Origin of the sequence: Delftia sp. SD018, from assembly GCF_017355445.1 — a bacterium.
Lineage (GTDB): Bacteria > Pseudomonadota > Gammaproteobacteria > Burkholderiales > Burkholderiaceae_C > Comamonas > Comamonas acidovorans.
Genome location: NZ_JADDRN010000026.1, coordinates 15,115 through 37,575, shown reverse-complemented (window position 1 = coordinate 37,575; position 22,461 = coordinate 15,115). Strand labels below are relative to the sequence as shown.

The window sequence follows — 22,461 nt, the reverse complement described above, 5'->3', positions numbered from 1 at the left end:
GCAGCGTTCGGTACAGTAGCAGTACACTTTGCCAGAACAATTTGCCAACTGGCCTGCCCATATGACCCTGACACTTGATCCCGCAGCCACGCCGAAGCAAGCGCAGGCACAGCAGACACCGCAGGCACCGCGCGCATCCTCAGATACGGCTTTCCAGGCCGCTGCGCCCTGGCGCCCGCTGCGGTCTTCCGACCTCTCGCTGGTGGACCAACTGGTGGACCACTACGGCGGCCTGATCCGCCACCACGGCCTGCGCGCGGGCTCGCGCCTGCCTTCCGTGCGTGCGCTGGCGCAAGAGGCGGCCGTGAGCCGCGACACCGTGGTGCAGGCCTATGACCGGCTGGCCGCCCAGGGCCTGGTGCATTCGCGGCGCGGCTCGGGCGTCTTCGTCAGCGCTCGACGCGCGGCCCAGGCGGCGCCCCGCGCCAGCGATGCCCTGCCTACGCTGGAGCAGGGCGCGGCCTTCGATACCGCCTTTTTGCTGCGCAGCATGTTCCGCGAGGGCATGGAGCATTCGGGGGGCGCGGGCATGCTGCCGCCGGAATGGCTGGACCAGGAGATGCTGGCCTCGGCCCTGCGCGCCGTGGGCCGCAGCACGGGGCCGAGCCTGCTGACCTACGGCGTGCCCCAGGGCTACCTGCCGCTGCGCCAGCAGATCGCCTCGGTGCTGCAGGCCCAGGACGTGCCCGCCCACCCCGAGGCCCACCTGATGACCGTGGCCGGTGTCACGCAGGGCCTGGACCTGATCGTGCGCAGCCTGGTGCGGCCCGGCGATACGGTGCTGGTGGAAGACCCGGGCTGGTTTCTCATCTTCGGCCGGCTCAACGCCCTGGGCGTGAACGTGGTCGGCGTGCCCCGCCTGCCCGGCGGCCCCGACGTGGAGGCGCTGGAGCGGCTGGCCCGCCAGCACCAGCCCCGGCTTTTCATCCTGAACACTGCCGTGCACAACCCCACGGGCCAGACCCTGTCGGCCGGCGTGGCCCACGAGGTGCTGCGCATTGCCGAGCGTCACGACTTCTACCTGGCCGAGGACGACACCTACTCCGACTTCCTGCCCGGCGTGCCCGTGCGCCTGGCCGCCATGGACCGGCTGCAGCGCGTGCTCCTGGTGGGCGGCTACTCCAAGACCCTGGCCGGCAGCCTGCGCGTGGGCTATGTGGCGGCGCACACCGACCTGATACGGCGGCTGACCGACCTCAAGCTGCTGGGCGGGCTGACCACGGCGCTGCCGGGCGAGCAGGTGGTGCACCGCGTGCTGGCCGATGGCCAGTACCGCAAGCATGTGGACCGCCTGCGCGAGCGCGTGGACCGCGCGCGCAACCGCTGCCTGCGCATGCTCGAGGCCCTGGACTGCCGCGCGCCGCACGAGCCGCAGGCCGGCATGTTCGCCTGGGTGGACTGCGGCGTGGATTCGGAGGTGCTGGCCCGCCATGCCGCGCCGCAGGGCCTGCTGCTGGCACCGGGCCTGCTGTTTTCGCCCAGGCAGGCCGCAGGCAGCATGCTGCGCATTCCCGTGCCCATGGTGGAACAGCCCCAGACCTGGAAGATCCTTGGCCACCTGCTGGCGCAGCACCGGGGCGGTGGTGGATGACTGGATGACTGGATGGTGCAGCAACGCTGCCTGACGGGAGGTTGACGCTGCCGGCGCCAGGGCATGTAAGACAGGGCATCGGGCCTCGGCGCCCCGGTAGTGCGCTGCTATCGTTCCGGGATGACTATTGAGCTTGTCTTGCCAGGGGAGGCCGGCCGCAGAGCCGGGGTGAACGACAGCCGGCCCCGACCGGGAGGCGGTGCGGCGCGCCGCCTGGCGCCGGTGCTGGCGCTGCTGCTGACAGCGGGCTGTGCCGACACGCCCGCGCCGCGCGGCAAGGTGGAGGGCGCCTCGTTCGAGCCCAGCGAAATCGTGCAGTCCGACAGCAACCGCATGGCCACCCTGGCCATGAAGGAGAACCTGGACAGCCTGATGCGCATCATGGACAAGCTGTACCTGCGCAACCCCTCCGAGTGGAAGAAAACCGCCGAAAGCCGCGAGGCCGCATCCGCCTACGTGCGCATCGCCATCACCGAGCGCCAGCCCTGGGCCGACCTGCGCGGCGCCCAGGACGTGGCCGCGCTCTCGCTGGCGCTGCAGCCCGACTTCAAGGGCGACCGCGTGGCCGCCTTCGTCCATGCGCTGGCCGACACCATCATCACCGCCCACGGCGGGCGCACCAGCTTCACCCTGGTCCATGGGCTGGACCCGCAGCTGATCTACAACGCCGCACGCAACGTGGAAGTGGCCAACTGGATTCTCAACTCACGGCGCAACGCAGCGGGCGGGCCGCTGCTGCTGTCCAACCACCTGGGCGACGACGCGCGCAACCTGAGCTTCGAGCGCGAGATGGGCAAGATCATCGGCCGGCTGGACCTGATCGCCAACTACACCACCGAGCGCTACCGGCGCTCCTTCATCGGCTACGGGCAGGGGCTGGTGGCGGGGCCCTTCATGCAGTTCCTGCCCGTGCGTTGAGGCGCGGCCTCAGAGCCTGTAGCTGAGCGTCACGGACACCGAGCGCGGTGCCCCGTAGCGCGCCAGGCCCCCCGACCATGAATAGCCAAGATCCTGGTAGTAGCGACGGTCCAGCAGGTTGTCCACGCTCAGCTGCACATGGGCATTGGCATTGACCTGGTAGCCCACGCCCAGGCCCAGCAGGGCGTAGCTGCGCTGCGTGGTCTCGAAGCCGGTTTCGCGGCGGAACATCTTGCTTTGCGCATGCAGCGATCCGTACAGGCTCCAGCGCCCGTACTCGCCGGGCAGGCGATAGCTGGTGTAGAGCTTGAGCAGGTGCTGGGGCTCGTCGGTGCTCACGCGCTGGCCGATGTTGGTGGCAATCCGGTCCTTGGTGTAGCGCGCCCGCACATAGGTGTAGCCGGCCGAAACCTGCCAGCCGGGCTGCAGCAGTCCGGACAGCTGCAACTCCAGGCCATCGCTTTGGATCTCGCCGGCCGCGCGAAAGCAACTGATGGCGCCGCTGGTGGGGCAATTGGCATCGTCACGCACGGCACGGTTGCGCTGCGTGATGCGGAACACCGAGGCGCTGGCATGGAGTCGCCCGTCAAAGTACTCGCCCTTGGCGCCCAGCTCGTAGTTGGTGCCTGTCATCGGGTCCAGGGTGTTGCCCCGCACGTCCATCGAGCTTTGGGGCTGGTAGCTCTGTGTCAGGCTGGCATAGACCGAATGCCTGTCATCCACGTCATAGACCAGGCCCGCATAGGGAACGAACCTGGCGCTCTCGTCCAGGCTGCGCTTCCAGTTGGGCGTGCCGGTGTACCAGCCCGTCGTGTCCTGCTCATACCAGCCCAGACGCCCGCCCAGAATCAGGTGCAGCGGATCGGCCAGGCTGAAGTTGCCGCTGGCGTAGATGGCTTTTTCGCGCGTCTTGCGGCCCCACAGGTCGCCATTGGCAGGCACTGAGCCGGTCCAGGGCGCGGAGTAGGGATTCCAGTTCGCAATGTCGACGATGCGCGAGGCCGACGACCCCCAGGTCTCGGCCGCATGCGAGCTGTCATTGCGGTAGCTGGCGCCCACGGCGATCTCGTGCGTGCGCCCGAACCACTCGACCGGGCCCCGGGCGCGCAGGTCGGCCACGGTCTGGCGTGTGCCGTAGCGCCAGCCCGTCTCGGACTGCTCCAGCTGTGTGGTCGATCCCGCGACGCGGCTGTTGGTGGTGTTTCGGATGTCGGAATCGGCCTCGACATGGTTGATGCCCAGCTTGACCGTCCAGCCGTTGCGCAGGCGCTGCTCCAGATCAACGAACACGCCATCGTTGTCGCGGTTCTGGAAAGACTCCGCGTTGTTGAGGAAAGTGGAGCGCGGCAGGTCCATATGGCCGCCATCGGGCAGGGTGGGCAGGCCCGTGAACACGCCTTTGGTGCGCGTGCGCTGGCGGTAGGCGCCCAGGCCCAGCGTGGTGTCTGGCGTGAGGTCCGCTTCCACGATGCCGTACAGGCTGGCATTGCGGGTGTTGGTGACATCGACAAAGCTGTCGCTGTCGCGCCAGCCGCCCACCACGCGAGCGCGCACGCTGCCGCTGGCATTGAGCGCACGGCTTGCGTCCAGCGAGGCCTGGCGGTTGTTCCAGCTGCCCAGGCCCAGCGTGGCATTGAGCAGCGGCTGGGCCGTAGGGCGCTTGCGCACCAGGTTGACCGAGCCCGAAGGCGCGCCCACGCCATCCATCAGGCCCGTGGCGCCGCGCACCACCTCCACGCGGTCATACATCAGCAGGTCGGCCGAGACATTGCGTGAATTGAAGCCCGTCACGTCCAGCGGCAGGCCGTCCACATTCACATGCTCCAGCGCAAATCCGCGCGCGTAGAAGGTGGACTCCGAATCGGTCACGGCCGGGTTCTTGGCATACAGCCCGGGCGTGACCTTGGCAATGTCCTGCAGGGTGCTCAGGTGGAAGTCATCCATTTGCTGGCGCGTCACCACGCTCACGGACTGCGGCGTCTGGCGCTGCGACAGGTTCAGCCCCGTGGCGCTGGCCATGCTGGGCGTGGTGTATGAGCCCGTGCCTTCCGTGGCGCTGCTGCGCTCCGCATCGGCCGTCACATTGACGGTCTGCAGCGTGCTGGCGGAAGACGGTGGGGTCGGGCCTGCCGCAGCAGGCAAGGGCGCGGCAGCCTTCAGTGAAAAGCCTCCGCCAGGCTGCTGCACGGCTGCCACGCCGCTGCCCGCCAGCAGTTGCTGCAATCCGGCCGACACGCCGTGGCTGCCGGTCAGCCCGCCCGTGCGCAGGCCCGCCACCAGTGCCGGGTCATAGGACAGGCTGACGCCCGCTGCGCGCGAGAAGCGATCCAGTGCCGCATCGAGCGGACCTGCTGCAATGCTGAAATCGCGCGTGAGCGCTCCGGCCTGGCCTGTGGCCGTCTGCGCCCATGCTGCGCCTGAAGGCACGAGGGTCGACATCGCCATGCCGATGACGGCGGCTTGCACAAGAGTGACAAGCGGTCGGGGGCGCCACTGCGGTTGGCTACCGGGCCTGGGCGGGTGATGACGGGACATGCTGGGTTCTCCTGGATGGAATACGGGAAAGGATTGAAGGACTCATTCCCAGGCCGTACGAAAATCCGGATCCCCTCACTTTTTCTGAAAAAAAAGTGGAAATCACTGGCCGGATGCCGGCCCCACATGAACCCACCAGCGCGTGCGCCGGCTGATGCTCACGGGCTGCGTCTGCGCGATGAGCTGCAGCACCTGCTCGGTCTGGCGCACATGGAAGGTGCCCGACAGGCGCAGGCCTGCCACGCGCTCGTCGCAACTGATGTGCCCATGGCGGTAGCGCCCCAGTTCCGCCAGAAGGTCACCCAGGCGGATGGCCCGGCCTGCCATCACGCCATCTGCCCAGTCGTCCGCACCAAAGTCCGGGGGAGGTGCCGGGGTACTGGCATCGGCCGACAGCCACCACGGCGAGCCGGGCATCGCCGTTTGCCGTGCGGCGCTGTCTGCGGCCTTTGCAGGCGTCAGCCGTACGGCGCCTTCCTGCACGCTGACAAGGGCCCGATGCTTGTGCAGCCTGACCACAAAGCGCGTGCCCAGGGCCTGCAGATCGCCGAACGGCGTGCGCACCCTGAAGGGCCGGTGGCCGGGTGCAGTCTCGTCGGCGCCCGTGGTCACCAGGATTTCCCCACGGCTGAGCACCACCAGGCGCTGCTGCGGGTCCAGCTCCGTGCGGATGGCCGTGTCCGTGTTGAGCACGATGGTGCTGCCATCGTCCAGCCTGACGGTGCGCTGCTCGCCCACCGAGGTGCTGGCGCTGGCCAGCAGGCGCTGCCAAGGCGTGTGGCTGTAGGCCATCCAGCCCGTTGCCGTGGCGATTCCGGACAAGGACAGCAGCTTGAGGGCGCGGCGGCGCGAGACGCTGCGGGACTGGCGCATGCGCTGCGCTGCATCCAGCGTGTCCAGTGCCAGGCGTTGCGGCATGCGGCCAAAGTCGGTCCTCAGTGATTGCACCCGATCCCAGGCCAGGGCATGGGCGGGCTGCGCATGCAGCCATTGCTCGAAGGCCTGCCGTGTTGCGGGGCTGGGCGTGTTGAAGTCCAGCCGTACGGACCACTGGATGGCTTCGTCGATCAGGCCGGGCGAAAGATCGCTGCTCATGCCCCGAAGCGCAGCGCGTAGCAGTGGCGCAGGGCCGTGGCGATGTAGCGCTCGGCCGTGGCCAGGGACACGCCCAGTCGTTCGGCGATCTGCGGGCAGGTGAGTCCTTCCAGCTGCGCCCACAGAAAGGCGCTGCGCACGCGGGGCTTCAAGGCATCCAGCATGCGGTCTATGGCGACCAGGGTTTCCAGGAAGATCAGCCGGCTTTCCGGCGAGGGGGCCTGCGCCTCGGGCATGAGGGCCAGGGTTTCCAGCCAGGCACGTTCCAGCTCGCGACGGCGCCAGTGGTCCACCAGCAGGCCATGGGCAATGGTGCTCAGGTAGGCGCGGGGCTGGCGCAGGCCGGTTGCGTCAGGGCCGGGTTGGCGGGTGAGCAGGCGCATGAACACGTCCTGCGCCATGTCGGCCGCGTCGAAGGAGTCGCCCAACCGGCGCCGCAACCAGCCCTGCAGCCAGTTCTGGTGGCTGTGGTACAGGCTTTCCACGCTGGTTGCCGCCTTGGCGGACTGGGAAATCTGCGCGTCCATGGAGCGTCCATTCAACGAATGCAATCACGGGGCTCGTCATGCATTGCGAAGGGCTGGCGGCGGCTGCGTCCATGGCGTGAGCTAACGAGAAAGGCGTGATTATAGATTTGGTAATGAGAATGAATCGCAAATGAGGCGCAGGCACAACCATTCGCACGCGGGCAGGCCGCGCGCGAGGCAGCATGATCCGCATCAGCCGTTCAGCTGCACAGAACGATGGTGACCAGAGCGGAGGTGTCTTCGATGGCGCGTACCGCATGCGCCATGTTGGCCGGCAGGTGCATCAGCTGGCCGGCCTGCAGGGACTGGCGGCTTTCGCCGAGCATCACCTCCAGCTCGCCTTCCAGGCAGTGCAGGCTGACGCTGCCCGGCACCTTGTGCGGCGGCAGCGACTGGCTGGCGCGCAGCACCACACGGATGACCTCCATGTCCTGGGACTTGAACAGGGCGCAGGTCCGGGCACCCGCCAGCCGCGCACCAAACGGCAGGACATCGATGGCTTGAGCGGTCAGTGCAAAGGGGGTGGCCATGGCGGACCTCCGGGCGTTGGCGGGCAATACTGCCATTGTCCTCCGAAGCACCGCAATCCATCAACCGCAGCTGTGTGACAGCAGGGGCTTGTGCAGGGTCTCAGCCCGGCACGCTGGCCTCCACCAGCAGGGTCAGCAACTGCAGCGACTCCTGCCAGCCCAGGTGACAGGCCTCGGCGGGAATGACGGCGGGCACGCCTTCCTGGGTCACATCCATTTCAGTGCCGCAGAACACCTCGCGCAGCGTGATGGTGGTGATCATCTCGCCAGGCAGTTGCGGGTCGTCGAAGCGGTCGGTATGGCGTACCAGCTGGCCAGGCTCCAGGTCCAGGAACTCCCCGCCGAAGCCGCTTCGCCCGCCCGTGGACAGATTGACGAAGGCCATGCGGTAGCGCCCGCCGACCCGGGCGTCGAACTCGGGCACCTCGCAGATGTAGCCGTGGGGCGGCAGCCATTTGGCCAGGGCAGCGGCCGTGGTGAATGCCTGGTACACGCGCTGCGGCGGTGCCTTGAGGATGCGATGAAGCCGGATGGTGTGGACGGTGTGGGACATGCGGAACTCCTTGGCATGGTGTCGTGCAAGGCTGCCAGCCTCGCACCGATGCAGTCCTTGCGCAAGAGGCGGGACATGGAGCCTGACGCAGGATTCAATGATTCATAAATCGAATCCTTGCTTGGTTTTAAAGAATTGGACTTGAATCATTGACGCCCGCACCATGGCGGCGAGCGCTGGACACACAGCGCCGCTTTCCATAGGAAACAGGATAGGAAACAGGAGACAAGCAAATGAAGCATTCCCCGTTGCGCAGGGCCCTGGCCCTTGGCGCTATCAGCACCATTGCGGCCGTGGCCGCGCCCTCCGTGTCGGCGCAGGGGGGTTACCCCTCCAATCCCATCACCCTGGTCGTGCCGTTCGCGGCCGGCAGCGGCACGGACGCCGTGGCGCGCCTGGTGGCCACCCGGCTGGGCGAGCGGCTCAAGCAGCCCGTGATCGTGGACAACAAGGCCGGCGCCAATGCACAGATTGCCGCCAACCATGTGGCCAAGGCCAAGCCGGACGGCTACACGCTGTTCATGACCACCAACACCTCGCACTCGGCCAACCCCTGGCTGGTCAAGGGCCTGAAGTACGACCCCGTCAAGGATTTCACGCCCGTGGCGCGCGTGGGCGAGCTGCCGTTCGCGCTGCTGGTCCACCCCTCCGTTCCTGCCAAGACCGTGCAGGAACTGATCGACTACGCCAAGGCCAATCCCGACCGCCTGTCCTACGGCACGCCCAACAGCACCTCGCTGGTGGCCTCGGAAACCTTCAAGTACGTCACGCACGCCCAGATCACTTCGGTGCCCTACAAGTCCAGCCCGCAGGCGCTGACCGACCTCATGGGCAACCAGATCCAGGTCTATGTGGCCGACCTGGGCTCGGCCTGGGGCACGATCAAGACCGACCGCGTGCGCACCCTGGCCGTGACGGCGGCCAAGGGTTCGACCCTGCTGCCCAATGTGCCGGCCATCGGCAAGACGCTGCCGGGCTTCGACATCACTTCCTGGAACGGCATCTTCGGCCCGGCCGGGATGCCGGCCGAGATCACCGAGCGGCTGAACACCGAGCTGCAGGCCATCCTCAAGGACAAGGCCGTGCAGGAGCAGCTGGCCCAGGTCGGCTTCGAGGTCTGGCCCACGGCCACGCCTGCCGAGTTCGCCACCTATGTGAAGGACCAGATGGCCCGCTGGGGACAACTGGTCAAGCAGGCCGGCATCGAGGCGCAGTGAGGGAGACCGGCATGCAAGAAGCGCAGCAGGGACAGCAGGAGCAGCAGGGACAGCAAGGCCCTCTTGCAGGGGTGAAGGTGCTGGACATGACCTCGGTGGTCATGGGGCCCTTTGCCACCCAGATCCTTGCGGGCCTGGGGGCCGAGGTGATCAAGGTCGAATCGCCCGAGGGCGACAACATGCGCCACGTCGGCCCCATGCGCAACCCCGCCATGGGCCACATCTTCCTGCAGGCCAACCAGGGCAAGCGCTCCGTGGTGCTGGACCTCAAGCAGGGCGCCGCGCGCGAGGCCCTGCTGCGCCTGGCCGAAGGCTGCGACGTGCTGGTCAGCAACGTGCGGCCCCAGGCCATGGCGCGCCTGGGCCTGGCCTACGAGGACGTGGCGGCGCGCAACCCGCGCATCATCCACGTGAGCTGCTGCGGCTTCGACCAGCGCGGCCCCTACGCGGCCAGGCCCGCCTATGACGACCTCATCCAGGGCGCCACCGGCGTGCCCTGGCTGGCGCAGCAATACGGCGGCGGCGAGCCGGCCTATGCCCCCATGACCCTGGGCGACCGCGTCACCGGCCTGCACGCGGTCTATGCCGTCACGGCCGCCCTCTATGCGCGCGAGAAGACCGGCAGGGGCCAGGCCGTGGTCGTGCCCATGTTCGAGGCCATGACCCAGTTCATCCTGGGCGACCACATGGCGGGCCTGTCGTTCGAGCCACAACTGGGCGGCCCCGGCTATGCGCGCCTGCTCACGGCCCACCGCAGGCCCTATCGCACCAGCGACGGCCACCTGTGCGTTCTCATCTACAACGACAAGCACTGGCACAGCTTCTTCAACGCCATAGGCCAGCCCGAGCGCATGGCCGAGCCCATCTTCGCCACCCACAGCCAGCGCGCGCTGCACATCGATGCCGTCTATGCCGAAGTCTCGCGGCTGATGGCAGGGCGCACCACCGCCGAATGGCGCACGCTGCTGGACGCGGCCGATGTGCCCAACATGCCCATGGCCTCGCCCGAGGACCTGATCGCCGACCCCCAGCACCAGGCCACCGGCTTCGTGCACGAGATAGACCACCCCAGCGAAGGCCGGCTGCGCACCACGGCCAGCCCCACGCGCTGGAGCGCCACGCCGCCCGCAGAACGCGCCGCCCCCGCGCCGCGCCTGGGCGAACACACCCTGCAGGTGCTGCGCGACGCGGGCCTGACCGAGGCCGAGCTGGCCGCCCTGCAGGCCAGCCGCGCCTGCAGCCAGGCTGCCGCGCTGCAAGACGCCCCACCACAAACACAAGCACAGGCACAAACAGAAGGAAACCGCCCATGCCCCGCTACCTGATCCGCGAACAAGACGTGCCCGGCTACAGCCCCGCCAACCACCACGGCACCGTCAACCGGCGCCTGGTCAGCGCCGCCAACGTGGGCGCGCGCCACATGGAGCTGGTACTGGGCACGCTGGAGCAGGGCGGCGGCGCGCTGCCCCATGCCCACCCCGGCATGGAGCAGGCCTGCTACCTGCTGGCCGGCACGGCCGAGGTGGAAATCGACACCCCGGACGGCAAGGAACGCTTTGCCATGCAGCCCGGCGACACCTGCTTCTTCCCCGAGGACTGCATGCACATCTTCCGCGTGACCAGCGCCGAGCCCGTGCGCCTGCTGGTCTTCTACAGCCCGCCCTACGGCGAGAACCCCGAGCGCGTGCGCCGGCCGGCAGCCTGAGCCCCGTCACCCCACAGACACGACAAGCGAACAGCAACAAGCAACGGAGAACACACCATGGACTTTCTGTGGAACGAAGAACAGGAACAGATACGCGACGCCGTCGAGCGCGCCTGCGCCCCCTTTGACGCCGACTACTGGCTGCGCAAGGACCACGAAGGCGGCTTCCCGCACGACTTCCACAAGGCCCTGGCCGACGCGGGCTGGCTGGGCATTGCCATGCCCGAAGAATTCGGCGGCGCGGGCCTGGGCATCAGCGAAGCGGCGCTGATGATGCACACCATCTCGGCCACGGGCGCGGGCCTGTCGGGCGCCTCGGCCGTGCACATGAACATCTTCGGCCTGCACCCCGTCGTCGTCTTCGGCACGGACGAGCAAAAGCGCCGCTGGCTGCCCCCGCTGATCGCGGGCACGGACAAGGCCTGCTTCGGCGTCACCGAGCCCAATGCCGGCCTCAACACCCTCAAGCTGCAGACCCGCGCCGTGCGCGATGGCGACGTCTACGTGGTCCATGGCCAGAAAGTCTTCATCTCCACCGCCCAGGTTGCCAACAAGATCCTGCTGCTGGTGCGCACCAAGCCCGTGGAAGAGTGCAAGGGCACGGAAGGCCTGAGCCTGTTCTACACCGACCTGGACCGCGAACGCATCGAAGTGCGCGAGATCGACAAGCTGGGCCGCAAATGCGTGGACACCAATCAGCTGTTCATCGACGGCCTGCGCATCCCCGCCGAGGACCGCATCGGCGAAGAGGGCAAGGGCTTCTCGTACATCCTGCACGGCCTCAATCCCGAGCGCATCCTCATCGCCGCCGAGGCCGTAGGCCTGGGCCGCGCCGCCCTGGCGCGCGCCACCCAGTACGCCAAGGAGCGCGTGGTCTTCGACCGTCCCATCGGCCAGAACCAGGGCATACAGCACCCGCTCGCCCAGGCCTGGATGGGGCTTGAGGCGGCCCACCTCATGGTGCAAAAGGCCGCCTTCCTCTACGACAGGGGCCTGCCCTGCGGCGCCGAGGCCAACGCCGCCAAGTACCTGGCAGCCGAAGCCTGCGCCAAGGCCTGCGAAACCGCCATCTTCACGCACGGCGGCATGGGCTACGCCAAGGAATACCACGTGGAGCGCTACATGCGCGAATCCTGGATCCCGCGCCTGGCGCCCGTCAGCCCCCAATTGATCATGTGCTTCATCGCCGAAAAGGTATTGGGCTTGCCTAAATCGTATTGACCCCTTGAGTCGCTTCGCGCCTTCCCCCTTCTCGCTGCGCGGAGGGGGACGACACCCTCGGTGCGGGGCGGCCCTTCCTCGGTGTCTCAAAGTTGAGGTGCGCGGGTTTTGTGGCTGCGAACCATCTGAAGTCCCATGATTTATCAATCTGTATTTCAGAGGTAGCCATGGTGCAAGATGCCATCTCGCTTGCTCCTCATCCGCCGCCTCTCATGAAGACCCACCTGCTGCGCTATTTCGTCGCCCTGGCCGAGGAACGTCACTTCGGCCGCGCGGCCCAGCGGCTGTGCATCACCCAGCCGCCGCTGAGCATGGCGCTCAAGACCCTGGAGCAGGACCTGGGCGCCAGCCTCATGGACCGCGACGCCAAGAACGTGCGCCTCACCCCTGCGGGCGAGGCCTTCCTGGTCGAGGCACGCAAGGTGCTCGCCCAGCTGCAGCATGCGGCCGACGTGGTGCGCGGCGTGGCCGAAGGCATGCAGGGCCGGCTGGACGTGGGCATCACCGGCTCCATGGTCTACCGCCAGGTGCCGGACTTCTGCCGTGCCTTCCGCGCAGAACGCCCCCTGGTCGAAGTCTGCCTGCATGAAATGTCCACGCGCGAGCAACTGCAGGCCATTGCCAGCGGCCAGATCGACTGCGGCTTTCTCAACATAGCCACCCCGCCAGATGGCCTGCAGACCCTGTCGATTGGCGAGGAACCCTTTGTCTGCTGCCTGCCCGCCACGCATGCGCTGACCCGGCAGTCCGACATCGACCTGCGCGAACTGGCCCGCGACACCTTCGTCATGTTCGCCCGCGAAGTGGCCCCGGCCAACTACGACAACGTCATCGCCTGCCTGCAGCAGGCCGGCATCCACCCCCACACCCGCCACGCAGCGCGCCAGTGGCTCACCGTCATGGCTCTGGTCTCGGCAGAGCAGGGCGTGGCCCTGGTGCCCAGCTGCATGCAGCGCGTGGGCATGAACGGCGTGGTGTTCGTGCCGCTGCGCGGTCCGCAGCAGGCCATGACGCCCGCTGTCATGGCCTGGCGGGCGGACCAGCCTGCGGCGGTGCTGGAGGCGTTTATTGAGCATGTTCGGCGTCTGGTATTGAGAGAGTCGAATGGGCTTTGACACAGATGGGTTACGCCTTTTGAGGCCCTGGCCAAACGTTTTCTGTTGTCGCCTGCAGATACATCGCTCTTCTGAATATGGTAGATCGAATAATAGGATTGGTCTTATTGCCTTAGCCATTATTGCGTCCTAGCCTTGCATTGCGCAATTTTGCGCAATATTGAAGGAGATGCAATCATGCGAGAAAATTTCATCGGATCTGTTCTTTGCGTTTTACTTTCTGCAACTGCTTTGTCAGCCAGTGCAGAAGTACTCTCCGAGGCAAAAACCGTATCTGCGAATAGCTATGGGACCAAGATTCCGCTCGGTATTTTTGGCGCTTCTGGAAACTATGGGGATTCACTCAAAGCAATTGACGGAAATGCCGGTACATATTGGAATTCCAATGGATTTTCAACCCAGTGGATTGCCTTGGATCTTGGGTGGGAAAGGAATTTTTCTCTTATTCGTTTGTTGACGGTGCAAAGTCCTGCAGGGGATACAAATCATCGGATATGGGGAAGAACCAATGGAGGGAAAATGATCTTCCTCGGCGCAATCACGAGTTACACGAGTGGTGGTCTTTGGTTGGAATTTCAGAATCGCCGCCCAGACCCTGTGCGAGTTGTCTATGTTGAAACAATATCATCACCATCTTGGGTGGCATGGGCTGATATTGAGATATATCAATAGATGTTGATTCTTGGAAAAGCCTGAGCCTCCTGAATTCTTATTCCTGTTGAGAATTTATTGGGAAAATTGAGGCTGTTTTTTATTGTGGCTATGCAAAATTGGCCAAATACCTCCCCACGTTGAAAAAGCATGCTCACTGTATTTTTTAATTCTTTGAGTTTTCTGGCTTATCTTTGGCAATATTGATGTTGTTTTCTAAGAGAAAATTCAATTCTGCAGATATATCTGCATCTGAGTATGCGGTATTTGCGTTAGCGGGGATTTTCCTGGCGGTAGGACTTGCGTTCTATAATGGTGATATTGAGCTGCCCAGATTGTTGTATATATTGCCGTGGATTGTGGGATTTATATTTTTGATCTTTGCCCTCGCACGTGTTATTTCCGGGATACTGACTAGCGCAAACCTGCCTTTGCTTTTATTTGCCTTGCTGTTGGTATTTGGCGTTTGTTTCTTTGCACTGAAGTCCACAAGCACCGGATTCATCAGGCACGACGAAATATATAGCTGGGGAATGTGGGGTGTGCAGCATTTTTTGGGTCAGCCCTATGACACCTACTACACTCAGGCTCCGTATCCTCAGTTTTTTGCATATGAACTTGGCTCCGTATTCCTGGCGCAAGGCAATCACGTATCACATTTCGCTGCGAAGCTTGTGTGTGGAATACCGGCTCTCGTTATCGTTATTGCATTTTCCGATCTTGTTGCAAGGAGCTCCAGCCAACTCATCAACTGGCTGACATTGCTGCTCACTTTCGGAGCATTGGCAAGTTTTGGAAATCTGCTGTTTTGGGCCTATGCCGATCCGCTTGCTACGGCATTGATTCTATTGAGCTTCACGCTCTTGTTGCAGTATTCCGAGAAGCCTGCCAAATTGCGTCCCTTAATGCTGTCGCTGTTCTGCGGTTTGTTGGCATCTCTCACCAAACAACCCGGATTGGTCTGGTGCCTTGCCTCGCTTCCCATGCTGATAATCTATGGCGTGTGGCGTTGGAAATGGCGGCCTGCGGCATTGGCCGCGTGCATTGTAGCGATGCTGCTCGCGGCAATATGGCCCCTCTTTGTTGCCCCGGAGTTCACGGGAAATCAAGGGGTGCTTGATATCGTGAAGAAAAATGGCGGATGGATGGCGTCAGTCATGCTATCCCTGAAAAAGTACATCGTCGATTCCCCGGATATAGGCATGCTTCTCATTGGGGCGATGCTGGTCTCCTTGTTTTCAGGTAGGGGCAGGGTCTTCTGGATTCTTTGTGTCCTGCCATTTCTGGCTGTTTGGTTTACCGTAGGTGCTTATGAACAACGCCATGGAATCCATGTTCTGTTTGTGTCCACGGCTCTTGCCAATTATCTGCTGATTAAAAGATATCCATGTATTGATGGTATTTCAAGACAACCAAGGATCTTCAATTTTCAAGAGAGAATTCCAACGGATACGATTTGCGTGGCGGTGTCTGTAGTTCTGTTGACTTCATCCGTATATCTTGCATATCAGCGGAATTATTCAAATCTGCAAGATGGGAATAAAGCAATTTTCATATCTCAATTTGGAGACGAATCAAATGATGTGTACCGAGATATCATAGATAATCAGCGAAGAATTTTTGTTGTCAGCAACTATCAATATGGTATGTTCTTCAACAGGACCATCATTGGCCGGCCAGAGCTACACAGGAGTGTGTTGAAACCCAAGGAGTTTCTTGAAGAACTTGCCAATTTCAAACCTGAATATATTTTCGATGCGGGAGAATGGACTTACGGCCCTTATTCTTCTCATCTGCGCGAACTGATTGAGGTTTGCCCGGATGCCTTTTCCTTGAGAAAGAAAAACGATTTCTCGCCTTACTCTGCAATCTACCAAGTTGACAGTCAGGCGCTGGGCACTGAGTGCACTTCCCGCTTTGACAGTGCCCCTCTGTAGTCGGCGATCGACTCTGCCCACGTGCCCATGTGCCCACGTGTCAGCTTCAGTCCGATGGCACAGCGTCGGTACTGCCCAGAATCTCCGCCACCTTGAGCGCCAGCGCATCCAATGTGAACGGCTTGGTCAGAAGCTGCGTACCGGGGTGCAGGTTTTCCTGGCTGAGCGGAGATGCCTCGGTGAACCCGGTGATGAAGAGCACCGGCAGGTCGGACCGGGCCAGGCGCGCCTCGTCGGCCAGCTGCTTGCCGTTCATTCCGCCGCGAAGCCTCATGTCCGTGATCAGCATGTCCACCCGGGTTCCGGCGCGCAGTACCTGCAGTGCGGCGGCTGCATCGGCCACGGCAAGCACCGTGTAGCCCAGGTCGACAAGCGCCTCGTCGATGAGATGGCGGATCGGGGCTTCGTCATCCACGACCAGCAAGGTCCTTTGGGCAGGAACGACTACCTGCCTTGCCGCATCGACCGCGCGTTCTGCAACGGGCGCGGCGTCGCACCTGGGCAGATACAGGCAGACCGTGGTGCCCTGGCCCGGCTGGGAGAAGATCCTGACCGCTCCTCCCGATTGCCGCGCGAAGCCGTAGATCATCGACAGCCCCAATCCTGTTCCATGGCCCACCGGCTTGGTGGTGTAGAACGGCTCGAAGGCGCGCGCAATGGTCTGCTCCGACATGCCGGTGCCCGTATCGGTGACGCACAGCGACACATAGCCGCCCGGCGGAAGATCCCACTCCCGGGCTGCCGCCTCTTCAAGCTCGATATTGGCTGTCCTGATGGTCAGCCGGCCGCCTTCGGGCATGGCATCGCGGGCGTTGATGCACAGGTTCAGGATGGCGTTCTCCAGCTGCGTTCCATCGATTTGCGCATGCCACAGATGGGCTGCCGGCACGATGTCGATGTCCACGCTGGCGCCCACGGTCCTGCGCAGCAGGTCCTCCCAATCGGCCAGGAGCGCGGCCATATCGGTGGGCTTGGAGTCCAGGATCTGCCGGCGCGAGAACGCAAGCAGCCGCTGCGTGAGCGTGGCGGCGCGCCGCACCGCCCCCTGCGCTCCATGGATGAAGCGCGTGAGGTTGTCCACCTGGCCGCGCGCCAGCATCCGCTGCAGCAGCTCCAGATTGCCCATGACGGCCGCCAGCAGGTTGTTGAAGTCGTGCGCAAGGCCGCCCGTCAACTGGCCCACGGCCTCCATCTTCTGCGACTGGCGCAGTTGCTCCTGCACCTTGGCCAGCGCTTCGGCCTTGGCCATTTCGGAGGTGATGTCGCGGCCCACCGCGTTGATGCGGCCTGCCGCCGAACGCGTGGACCAGGAGATCCAGCGGTAGCTTCCGTCCCGATGGCGATACCGGTTATCAAACCTGGCATGCGCCATGCCTGTGGCCAGCTCCTGCGTGTCCTGGATGGTGCGCGCCAGATCCTCCGGATGGATGAGATGAAAAAGCGTTGTGCCCAGCAGCTCGTCTTCACGCCAGCCCAATACCTCGGTCCAGGCCGGGTTGACCGCAGTGATGATGCCCTCGAACGTGCAGCGCATCATGATGTCGGATGACAGCTGCCACAGCGCGTTGCGGTCGGCCGTGCGCTCTGCCACCTGTTCCTCCAGCGTGGCATTCAAGCGCTCCAGCGCGGCCTGGGCCTGCTTGCGCTCGGTGATGTCGGAGGCCGCTCCCAGCCAGCCGGTGATGGCGCCTGCGGCATCGAACAGCGGCACGGCGCGCGAGAACGCCCAGCCCACGCTGCCATCAACCCGGTTCACCCGGTGCTCGATCACGTAGTCGGTCTTCGTGCGGATGGCCCGCGCGATCTCCGCGCGCACCAGGTCGCGGTCCTCCGGGGGGATGTAGTCTTCCAGCCAGTTCGTGTTGGACGCCTGCGTGTCGGGGATGAACCCGCCGCCTGCCAGCTGATGCAGCTCACTCCAGTCCGCACTGATGGAGTAGCGCACTTCCGAGGAGGAGCGCACCAGCGCATCCAGCCGTTCCTCGCTCTGGCGCAACATGTCCAGCGCGCGCCGTTCCGCATCGATGTCCAGAATGGCGATGGCCGTGGCCACGACTTCCTTGTCCGCATTGCGCAGCGGCACCCCGAACACGCGCGTCCATACCTCAAGCCCCTGGGGCGTGTCATAGACACAGTCAACGCCCGGCACCACCAGCTCACCGCGGAACGCGCGGGCGGCCACAAACTGGTCGCGGGGGACGGGCTTGCCCTCCTTGTCCCAGCTGCGCCAGCGCCCCCGGTCCTCCTCGGCCGACAGCAGCGAAGGGATGGGGGTGTCCGGCAGGAAATGGCGGTAGGCCGGGTTGGACATCAGCACCTTGCCGCCCTTGCTCACCAGGCACAGGCCTATCGGCAGATGCTCGATGAAATCCGAGAACAGCGTTTTTTGATCCGCGACCTGCGCATCGAATGGGTCCTGATCGCTGGCGCCCACGCCCTGCACGGCGCTGGCATTGCCCGCCGTGGCAATCGCCAGCTGCGCCCGCAGCCGGGCGTTTTCCTCGCGAAGCAGGGCAATCTCTTCGGACTCTTGGATCATGGGGGGGGTGGAGCGGGGCGTTGGGTGGAGGAGAGGGGCAGCTCGCCGCTGGCGGGGACGGCGATGCTGCCTGGGGATCATAGCTGTGACTGCTGGTGCGACCGATGTTGAGGCTGCAGTCCTTTGTGCGGCAATTCTTGTGGGCTTTCGGCCTCCCAGGGACTATTGGGTTGAACTGGCCGTGCAATGGGCTGAATTTGGTTCCCCAATGACTGATGAATCGGTCGACGAACGCTCTAAATGTGCCGTTGAAAATATGGAAGTCGAGAACCTTATTGGGAAAATGGCAAAAGAATGCATATTTTCGCCAATTTCTCGAATATGAATCAAACAAATCGGCAATGAATGATCTGCCCCGTCGTGCAGGCCATGGCTGAAGGGTGGCGGCGAGAGGGCTTCCCTGCAGGAAACGTGCCGCAGGCACCGCCGCTGCTGTGACTTTCATGTCACACAGCACAGCTGTCACGAAGAATACTTATGTGTTGCCTAGAGTTCCCGCAGCGGTGGCAGGAGGCTACCGTCATTCTCATTAATAAGTTCAGTTCGTATCTCGCCAATGAAAAATCAAAAAACGTGCTCGCGCATTCTGGGACTCGCGATGGGCACATTCTTCGCCTCTTCTTCCAGCTTGGCCTTGGCACAATCTTCCGTCACCATTTTTGGTGTGGTGGACGTCGGCGTCACCATTGCCAAGTCCGGCAGCAACAGGCTCAATGCACTGAACTCCAGCCAAGGCAAGACCAGCTTGCTTGGCTTGCGTGGCACGGAGGACCTCGGCGGCGGCAACAGAGCTCAGCTCTGGCTTGAAGGCGGCCTCAACCCCGATGTCGGCACTGGCGGCAGCAGCGGCTCCCTTGGCTTCGAGCGCCGCTCCACGATCGGGCTGAGCAACAATTCCTGGGGTGAAATCCGGCTGGGTCGCGACTACACCCCCAGCTACAACATCTTCACCGCTTTCGCGGGCCCCGACACCACCACCGGTGTGCAGGCCAATCTGTTCCAGACGATCCGCCAGACTGCCTACAACGCCGCCAGCCAAAGCGGCGTGGTCGACCGCACGCGCATCAGCAACGCCGTGGGCTACTTCCTGCCGAGCGACTTGGGCGGTGTCTATGGCCAGTTCTCGGTTTCCTTTGGCGACGAGAACGCCTCCGGCTCTGGCGCAAGCAAGGCCCGCAGGTACATAGGCGGCAACCTGGGCTATCGCTCTGGCCCGCTGAACGTGGGTATCGGCTACGGCAGGATCGACGGCACCGCAGCCGTGGCTTCGCCCAGCGCCATCGCCGCAACCAGCGATCTCGAAGACCTGGTGCTGGGCGCCTCGTACAACTTCGGCAGTTTCCTGCTCAATGGCGGATACAACAGCCTGAAGTGGGAGCCCGTCAACGGCGCAACCTCCGGGAAGGTGGACGGTTTCTACCTGGGCGCGACCATCCCCATGGGGCCAGGCAGCTTGCGCGTCAAGTACGCCAGCGCCAAGTTCAGCGGCAACGCCTCAGCCCTCACGCGCAGCGGCGGCAAGGCCGACAAGTATTCGATCGGATATGTCTACGACTTCTCCAAGCGCACCTCTCTGTACGCAGGGCTGGCGCGTGTCAACAACAAGAACGGCGCCAGCGTCGGCCTGATCGGCGGCCCTGCGGGTGTGGCCAACGCCGGCTCGACCGGTGTTGATCTGGGCATCAGCCACTCGTTCTGAGCGGCACAGCGCCTTTTCCAGAAACGAAGCCTTCAAGCTTGGGCAGGCCCTTGCCACGCAGGGCCTGCCGATCTGCCTATCTGCCTATCTACCTATCAGGCTTGCCTCTTCTTCTCAAGACCTACTCGCCATGCGCCCCCCCACTTCTTCTTCCTGCCTGATGGCAGTGATCGCCGCCGCGGCTGCCTTGCTGAGCGCCTGCGCCGACACCCGCCCGATCCAGGCCGCCGGCTCCGAGACGGTGACGCAGACCACCGGCGTCGGCAGCATCCGCGCCACCGTCACACGCCAGGACGTCCAGTTCGACGACAGGTTCTATTTCCCCTACGAAGGCCAACACCCCGCCACCAAGGCCGATTTCCCCAAGGGCTTTCTGCCAGCCTACGGTTCGGGCCTGGCCTTGAAGGGCAGGCATGCCGACGGCACGCTGGAGTTCTATGCCATCACCGATCGCGGCCCGAACGCGACCACCGGCCCGGTCACGCAGATCACTGACGGCTCCAATCCCGCGGGCTTTGCCAGTTCCACGGTGTTTCCTTCGCCCAACTTCACTCCGTCCATCGGCGTGATCGCCCTGGGAAAGGACGGAGCCAGGCTCGTCTCCACCCTGCCGCTCAGATTCAGCGCCACACAGAACGCCAACGGCCGCGTGCAGCCACGGGGCATCACAGGCAACACGGGCGAGCAAGTCCTGGACGACTCCTTCACCTATCCCGGCAAGGCCAAGGGCTACAGCGAATTCGGCCTGGACACAGAATCCGTGGTGGTGGATGCCGCACGCAATGTGCTGTGGGTGTCCGACGAATACGGACCCTTCATCGTGAAGATCGAGCCGGCCACCGGCATCATCCAGAAGAGATACGGGCCCGGCACTGGCGCGGCCGATCTGCCGGCCATTCTCGCCAAGCGCCGCGCCAACCGTGGCATGGAGGGGCTGAGCATCGATGCGGCCAGCGGCAAGCTGCACGGTTTCCTGCAAAGCCCCCTGGACGACGGCAAGGCCGACTACACCACCGCTGCCGTTGCCGACGCCACAGGCAAGTCGGAGAACGTGCGCGACTACGCTCGCTTTGTGCGCTGGGTGGAGTTTGACCCGACCACCGAGAAAACCCGCCTGTTTGCCTTGCCCGTGGACAGCCGCTGGTACAACCAAGGCAAGACCGGCAATGCCAAGCTGGGTGATGTGGTCTCACTGGGCAAGGGGAAATTCATCGCCATCGAGCAAGGCACGGGCAAGGACAAGAAAGTCTTCAACGACCTGGTTCTGATCGAGTTTCCGGCCAACGCCACCGACATCACCGCGCTGGGCTCCGACCTGGAGAAGAGCAGCCTGACTGGCAAGCCGGTCAATGGCTCGGACTATTCCAAGGTCGTGACGCTCAAGAAGACCCGGCTCTTCAACCTGAACGCCACCGGCTGGGTGGCCGAGAAGGCCGAAGGCCTGGCGCTGGTCGATGACTACACGCTGGCGCTGACCAACGACACCGACTTCGGTGTTTCGCTGGCAGTGCTGGACGCCAGCGGCAAGGAAATCGAAGGCTCGAACGTCACCAAATGCATGGTGGACGCCGAAGGCAAGATCGTGAACGACGGCCAATGCGCCAAGGGCGCGGCGAGCCTGCGCTTTACCACCAATGACGTCAACGATCGCACGCAGCGACTGTGGACCTTTGGGTTCAGCAAGAAGCTGAGCGAATACGGCGCTCCTTGAATGACTGCGACTGCATGGCATAGGCAAGACAACGGGGCCACCGTGTTCCAGGGCGGTTCGTCCAGATGGGTAGTCGCCGCGCCGAACCAGCTCGCCACGTGCAGCCCTGGCGCCCACAAACTGGTCCCTGGGGATAGGCTTGCCTTCCTGGTCCCAACTGCGCCAGCACCCCCGGGTCTTCCTCGGGGGCCACAAGCGAAGGTGGAGGACTTTCCGGCAGGAAATGGCGCTAGGCCGGATTGGACATCAGCACCTGCCCACCCCGGCTCACCAGGCACAGACCTATAGGCAGATGCTCGATGAAATCCGAGAACAGCGTCTTCTGGTCCGCGACCTGTGCATCGAACGGGTCCTGATCGCTGGCGCCCGCGCCCTGTACGGCGCTGGCATGGCCCGCCGTGGCAATCGCCAGCTGCGCTCACAGCCGGGCTTTTTCCTCCCGGTGCAGGGCAATCTCTTCAGACTCTTGGATCATGGGGAATGGAGCGCGGCTTCGGGTGGAGGATGGGGTCAGATCGCCGCTGGCGGGGACGGCGATTTTGGTTTGGGGATCATTGCTGTGAGTGGCTGGTTGGTGAGGGCGATCCCAAGAGACGCGGCTTCCTCTGGCATCCACACAGAACAGCGCTGTCGGGTCAAGACTCCTGAGGACTTACCCTGGACCGCAGCTGCTTGATGTGTGCCATGGATACGATCAATAGCCGCTTGGGCACTCAGTGGATGGATTCGCCCGCAGCCAGAGCCCGCGAGATCTCCTCACGCTCAACGAGGGTCAGGACCAAGCGGGATCAATGGCGCGCGGGCGGTTAAGTTCCGCCGGTCGCAGCCGGGATGTTCCGAATGGAGGTGTGTGGCCGATCCCACATCGCTGCCTTCTGCATTTCGGTACAGTGGATCCGAGGTCGTTGCTTCGTGGT

The 22,461-nt window shown here is 63.9% G+C and carries 18 protein-coding genes; 12 read left to right on the top strand and 6 right to left on the bottom strand.

What is annotated here, in order from left to right; translation table 11 throughout:
* Positions 1-61: 61 nt before the first annotated feature.
* Positions 62-1,591: a PLP-dependent aminotransferase family protein gene (locus INR38_RS22475; RefSeq protein WP_043821821.1), complete on the top strand. Its 1,530-nt coding sequence runs from the start codon at positions 62-64 to the stop codon at positions 1,589-1,591.
* Positions 1,592-1,729: 138 nt separating this feature from the next.
* A complete protein-coding gene (locus tag INR38_RS22470; RefSeq protein WP_043821822.1) occupies positions 1,730-2,509 on the top strand; it encodes a hypothetical protein in 780 nt (259 codons plus the stop codon).
* A 9-nt stretch (positions 2,510-2,518) separates the two neighbouring features.
* Here INR38_RS22470 and INR38_RS22465 read toward each other — a convergent pair whose 3' ends face one another.
* The 5 genes from INR38_RS22465 to INR38_RS22445 all read right to left on the bottom strand — a co-directional run bounded on the left by INR38_RS22465 (position 2,519) and on the right by INR38_RS22445 (position 7,749).
* The gene (locus tag INR38_RS22465) at positions 2,519-4,954 is read right to left on the bottom strand and encodes a TonB-dependent receptor (RefSeq protein WP_242699155.1); all 2,436 of its coding nucleotides are present in this window, start codon (positions 4,952-4,954) and stop codon (positions 2,519-2,521) included.
* 192 nt (positions 4,955-5,146) lie between these two features.
* A complete protein-coding gene (locus tag INR38_RS22460; RefSeq protein ID WP_096916198.1) occupies positions 5,147-6,139 on the bottom strand; it encodes a FecR domain-containing protein in 993 nt (330 codons plus the stop codon).
* Positions 6,136-6,666: a sigma-70 family RNA polymerase sigma factor gene (locus INR38_RS22455; RefSeq protein ID WP_051940748.1), complete on the bottom strand. Its 531-nt coding sequence runs from the start codon at positions 6,664-6,666 to the stop codon at positions 6,136-6,138. The genes INR38_RS22460 and INR38_RS22455 overlap by 4 nt, the downstream gene beginning before the upstream one ends.
* A 200-nt stretch (positions 6,667-6,866) precedes the next feature.
* Positions 6,867-7,196, bottom strand: a complete 330-nt coding sequence (locus INR38_RS22450; RefSeq protein WP_013802496.1) for a cupin domain-containing protein — start codon at positions 7,194-7,196, stop codon at positions 6,867-6,869.
* Between the two features lie 100 nt (positions 7,197-7,296).
* Positions 7,297-7,749 (bottom strand): SRPBCC family protein, encoded by a 453-nt coding sequence (locus INR38_RS22445; RefSeq protein ID WP_207443473.1) that lies wholly within the window; start codon positions 7,747-7,749, stop codon positions 7,297-7,299.
* A 233-nt stretch (positions 7,750-7,982) separates the two neighbouring features.
* On the opposite strand from INR38_RS22445, the gene INR38_RS22440 reads away from it, so the two are divergent.
* The 7 genes from INR38_RS22440 (at position 7,983) to INR38_RS22410 (ending at position 15,595) form a co-directional block, all read left to right on the top strand.
* Positions 7,983-8,966: a tripartite tricarboxylate transporter substrate binding protein gene (locus tag INR38_RS22440; RefSeq protein ID WP_088164821.1), complete on the top strand. Its 984-nt coding sequence runs from the start codon at positions 7,983-7,985 to the stop codon at positions 8,964-8,966.
* 86 nt (positions 8,967-9,052) lie between these two features.
* On the top strand, positions 9,053-10,291 hold the full coding sequence (locus INR38_RS22435) for a CoA transferase (RefSeq protein WP_052155323.1): 1,239 nt from the start codon (positions 9,053-9,055) through the stop codon (positions 10,289-10,291).
* On the top strand, positions 10,276-10,671 hold the full coding sequence (locus INR38_RS22430; protein ID WP_012205502.1) for a cupin domain-containing protein: 396 nt from the start codon (positions 10,276-10,278) through the stop codon (positions 10,669-10,671). The genes INR38_RS22435 and INR38_RS22430 overlap by 16 nt, the downstream gene beginning before the upstream one ends.
* Before the next feature lie 57 nt (positions 10,672-10,728).
* The gene (locus tag INR38_RS22425; RefSeq protein ID WP_012205503.1) at positions 10,729-11,892 is read left to right on the top strand and encodes an acyl-CoA dehydrogenase family protein; all 1,164 of its coding nucleotides are present in this window, start codon (positions 10,729-10,731) and stop codon (positions 11,890-11,892) included.
* A gap of 167 nt (positions 11,893-12,059) precedes the next feature.
* The gene (locus INR38_RS22420) at positions 12,060-13,007 is read left to right on the top strand and encodes a LysR substrate-binding domain-containing protein (RefSeq protein ID WP_207443472.1); all 948 of its coding nucleotides are present in this window, start codon (positions 12,060-12,062) and stop codon (positions 13,005-13,007) included.
* A gap of 177 nt (positions 13,008-13,184) precedes the next feature.
* Positions 13,185-13,679 (top strand): discoidin domain-containing protein, encoded by a 495-nt coding sequence (locus tag INR38_RS22415; RefSeq protein WP_153053742.1) that lies wholly within the window; start codon positions 13,185-13,187, stop codon positions 13,677-13,679.
* A 185-nt stretch (positions 13,680-13,864) separates the two neighbouring features.
* The gene (locus INR38_RS22410) at positions 13,865-15,595 is read left to right on the top strand and encodes a hypothetical protein (RefSeq protein ID WP_207443471.1); all 1,731 of its coding nucleotides are present in this window, start codon (positions 13,865-13,867) and stop codon (positions 15,593-15,595) included.
* Between the two features lie 46 nt (positions 15,596-15,641).
* Here INR38_RS22410 and INR38_RS22405 read toward each other — a convergent pair whose 3' ends face one another.
* Positions 15,642-18,134: a PAS domain S-box protein gene (locus tag INR38_RS22405; protein WP_207475996.1), complete on the bottom strand. Its 2,493-nt coding sequence runs from the start codon at positions 18,132-18,134 to the stop codon at positions 15,642-15,644.
* A 598-nt stretch (positions 18,135-18,732) separates the two neighbouring features.
* On the opposite strand from INR38_RS22405, the gene INR38_RS22400 reads away from it, so the two are divergent.
* The 3 genes from INR38_RS22400 to INR38_RS22390 all read left to right on the top strand — a co-directional run bounded on the left by INR38_RS22400 (position 18,733) and on the right by INR38_RS22390 (position 22,220).
* Complete coding sequence (locus INR38_RS22400; protein WP_013802488.1) at positions 18,733-19,833, top strand: porin; 1,101 nt, start codon at positions 18,733-18,735, stop codon at positions 19,831-19,833.
* A gap of 130 nt (positions 19,834-19,963) precedes the next feature.
* On the top strand, positions 19,964-21,544 hold the full coding sequence (locus tag INR38_RS22395) for an esterase-like activity of phytase family protein (protein ID WP_207444586.1): 1,581 nt from the start codon (positions 19,964-19,966) through the stop codon (positions 21,542-21,544).
* Between the two features lie 292 nt (positions 21,545-21,836).
* Entirely contained in the window at positions 21,837-22,220 is a 384-nt protein-coding gene (locus INR38_RS22390; RefSeq protein ID WP_207475995.1) for a hypothetical protein, read from the top strand.
* Positions 22,221-22,461: the final 241 nt, after the last annotated feature.

Excerpts from the sequence above, each read along its gene's own strand:
- INR38_RS22475 (WP_043821821.1), top strand. The coding sequence starts at position 62 with ATGACCCTGACACTTGATCCCGCAGCCACGCCGAAGCAAGCGCAGGCA.
- INR38_RS22465 (WP_242699155.1), bottom strand. The coding sequence starts at position 4,954 with ATGGCGATGTCGACCCTCGTGCCTTCAGGCGCAGCATGGGCGCAGACG.
- INR38_RS22460 (WP_096916198.1), bottom strand. The coding sequence starts at position 6,139 with ATGAGCAGCGATCTTTCGCCCGGCCTGATCGACGAAGCCATCCAGTGG.
- INR38_RS22455 (WP_051940748.1), bottom strand. The coding sequence starts at position 6,666 with ATGGACGCGCAGATTTCCCAGTCCGCCAAGGCGGCAACCAGCGTGGAA.
- INR38_RS22450 (WP_013802496.1), bottom strand. The coding sequence starts at position 7,196 with ATGGCCACCCCCTTTGCACTGACCGCTCAAGCCATCGATGTCCTGCCG.
- INR38_RS22445 (WP_207443473.1), bottom strand. The coding sequence starts at position 7,749 with ATGTCCCACACCGTCCACACCATCCGGCTTCATCGCATCCTCAAGGCA.
- INR38_RS22440 (WP_088164821.1), top strand. The coding sequence starts at position 7,983 with ATGAAGCATTCCCCGTTGCGCAGGGCCCTGGCCCTTGGCGCTATCAGC.
- INR38_RS22435 (WP_052155323.1), top strand. The coding sequence starts at position 9,053 with ATGACCTCGGTGGTCATGGGGCCCTTTGCCACCCAGATCCTTGCGGGC.
- INR38_RS22430 (WP_012205502.1), top strand. The coding sequence starts at position 10,276 with ATGCCCCGCTACCTGATCCGCGAACAAGACGTGCCCGGCTACAGCCCC.
- INR38_RS22425 (WP_012205503.1), top strand. The coding sequence starts at position 10,729 with ATGGACTTTCTGTGGAACGAAGAACAGGAACAGATACGCGACGCCGTC.
- INR38_RS22420 (WP_207443472.1), top strand. The coding sequence starts at position 12,060 with ATGGTGCAAGATGCCATCTCGCTTGCTCCTCATCCGCCGCCTCTCATG.
- INR38_RS22415 (WP_153053742.1), top strand. The coding sequence starts at position 13,185 with ATGCGAGAAAATTTCATCGGATCTGTTCTTTGCGTTTTACTTTCTGCA.
- INR38_RS22410 (WP_207443471.1), top strand. The coding sequence starts at position 13,865 with ATGTTGTTTTCTAAGAGAAAATTCAATTCTGCAGATATATCTGCATCT.
- INR38_RS22405 (WP_207475996.1), bottom strand. The coding sequence starts at position 18,134 with ATGATCCAAGAGTCCGAAGAGATTGCCCTGCTTCGCGAGGAAAACGCC.
- INR38_RS22400 (WP_013802488.1), top strand. The coding sequence starts at position 18,733 with ATGGGCACATTCTTCGCCTCTTCTTCCAGCTTGGCCTTGGCACAATCT.
- INR38_RS22395 (WP_207444586.1), top strand. The coding sequence starts at position 19,964 with ATGCGCCCCCCCACTTCTTCTTCCTGCCTGATGGCAGTGATCGCCGCC.
- INR38_RS22390 (WP_207475995.1), top strand. The coding sequence starts at position 21,837 with ATGCTCGATGAAATCCGAGAACAGCGTCTTCTGGTCCGCGACCTGTGC.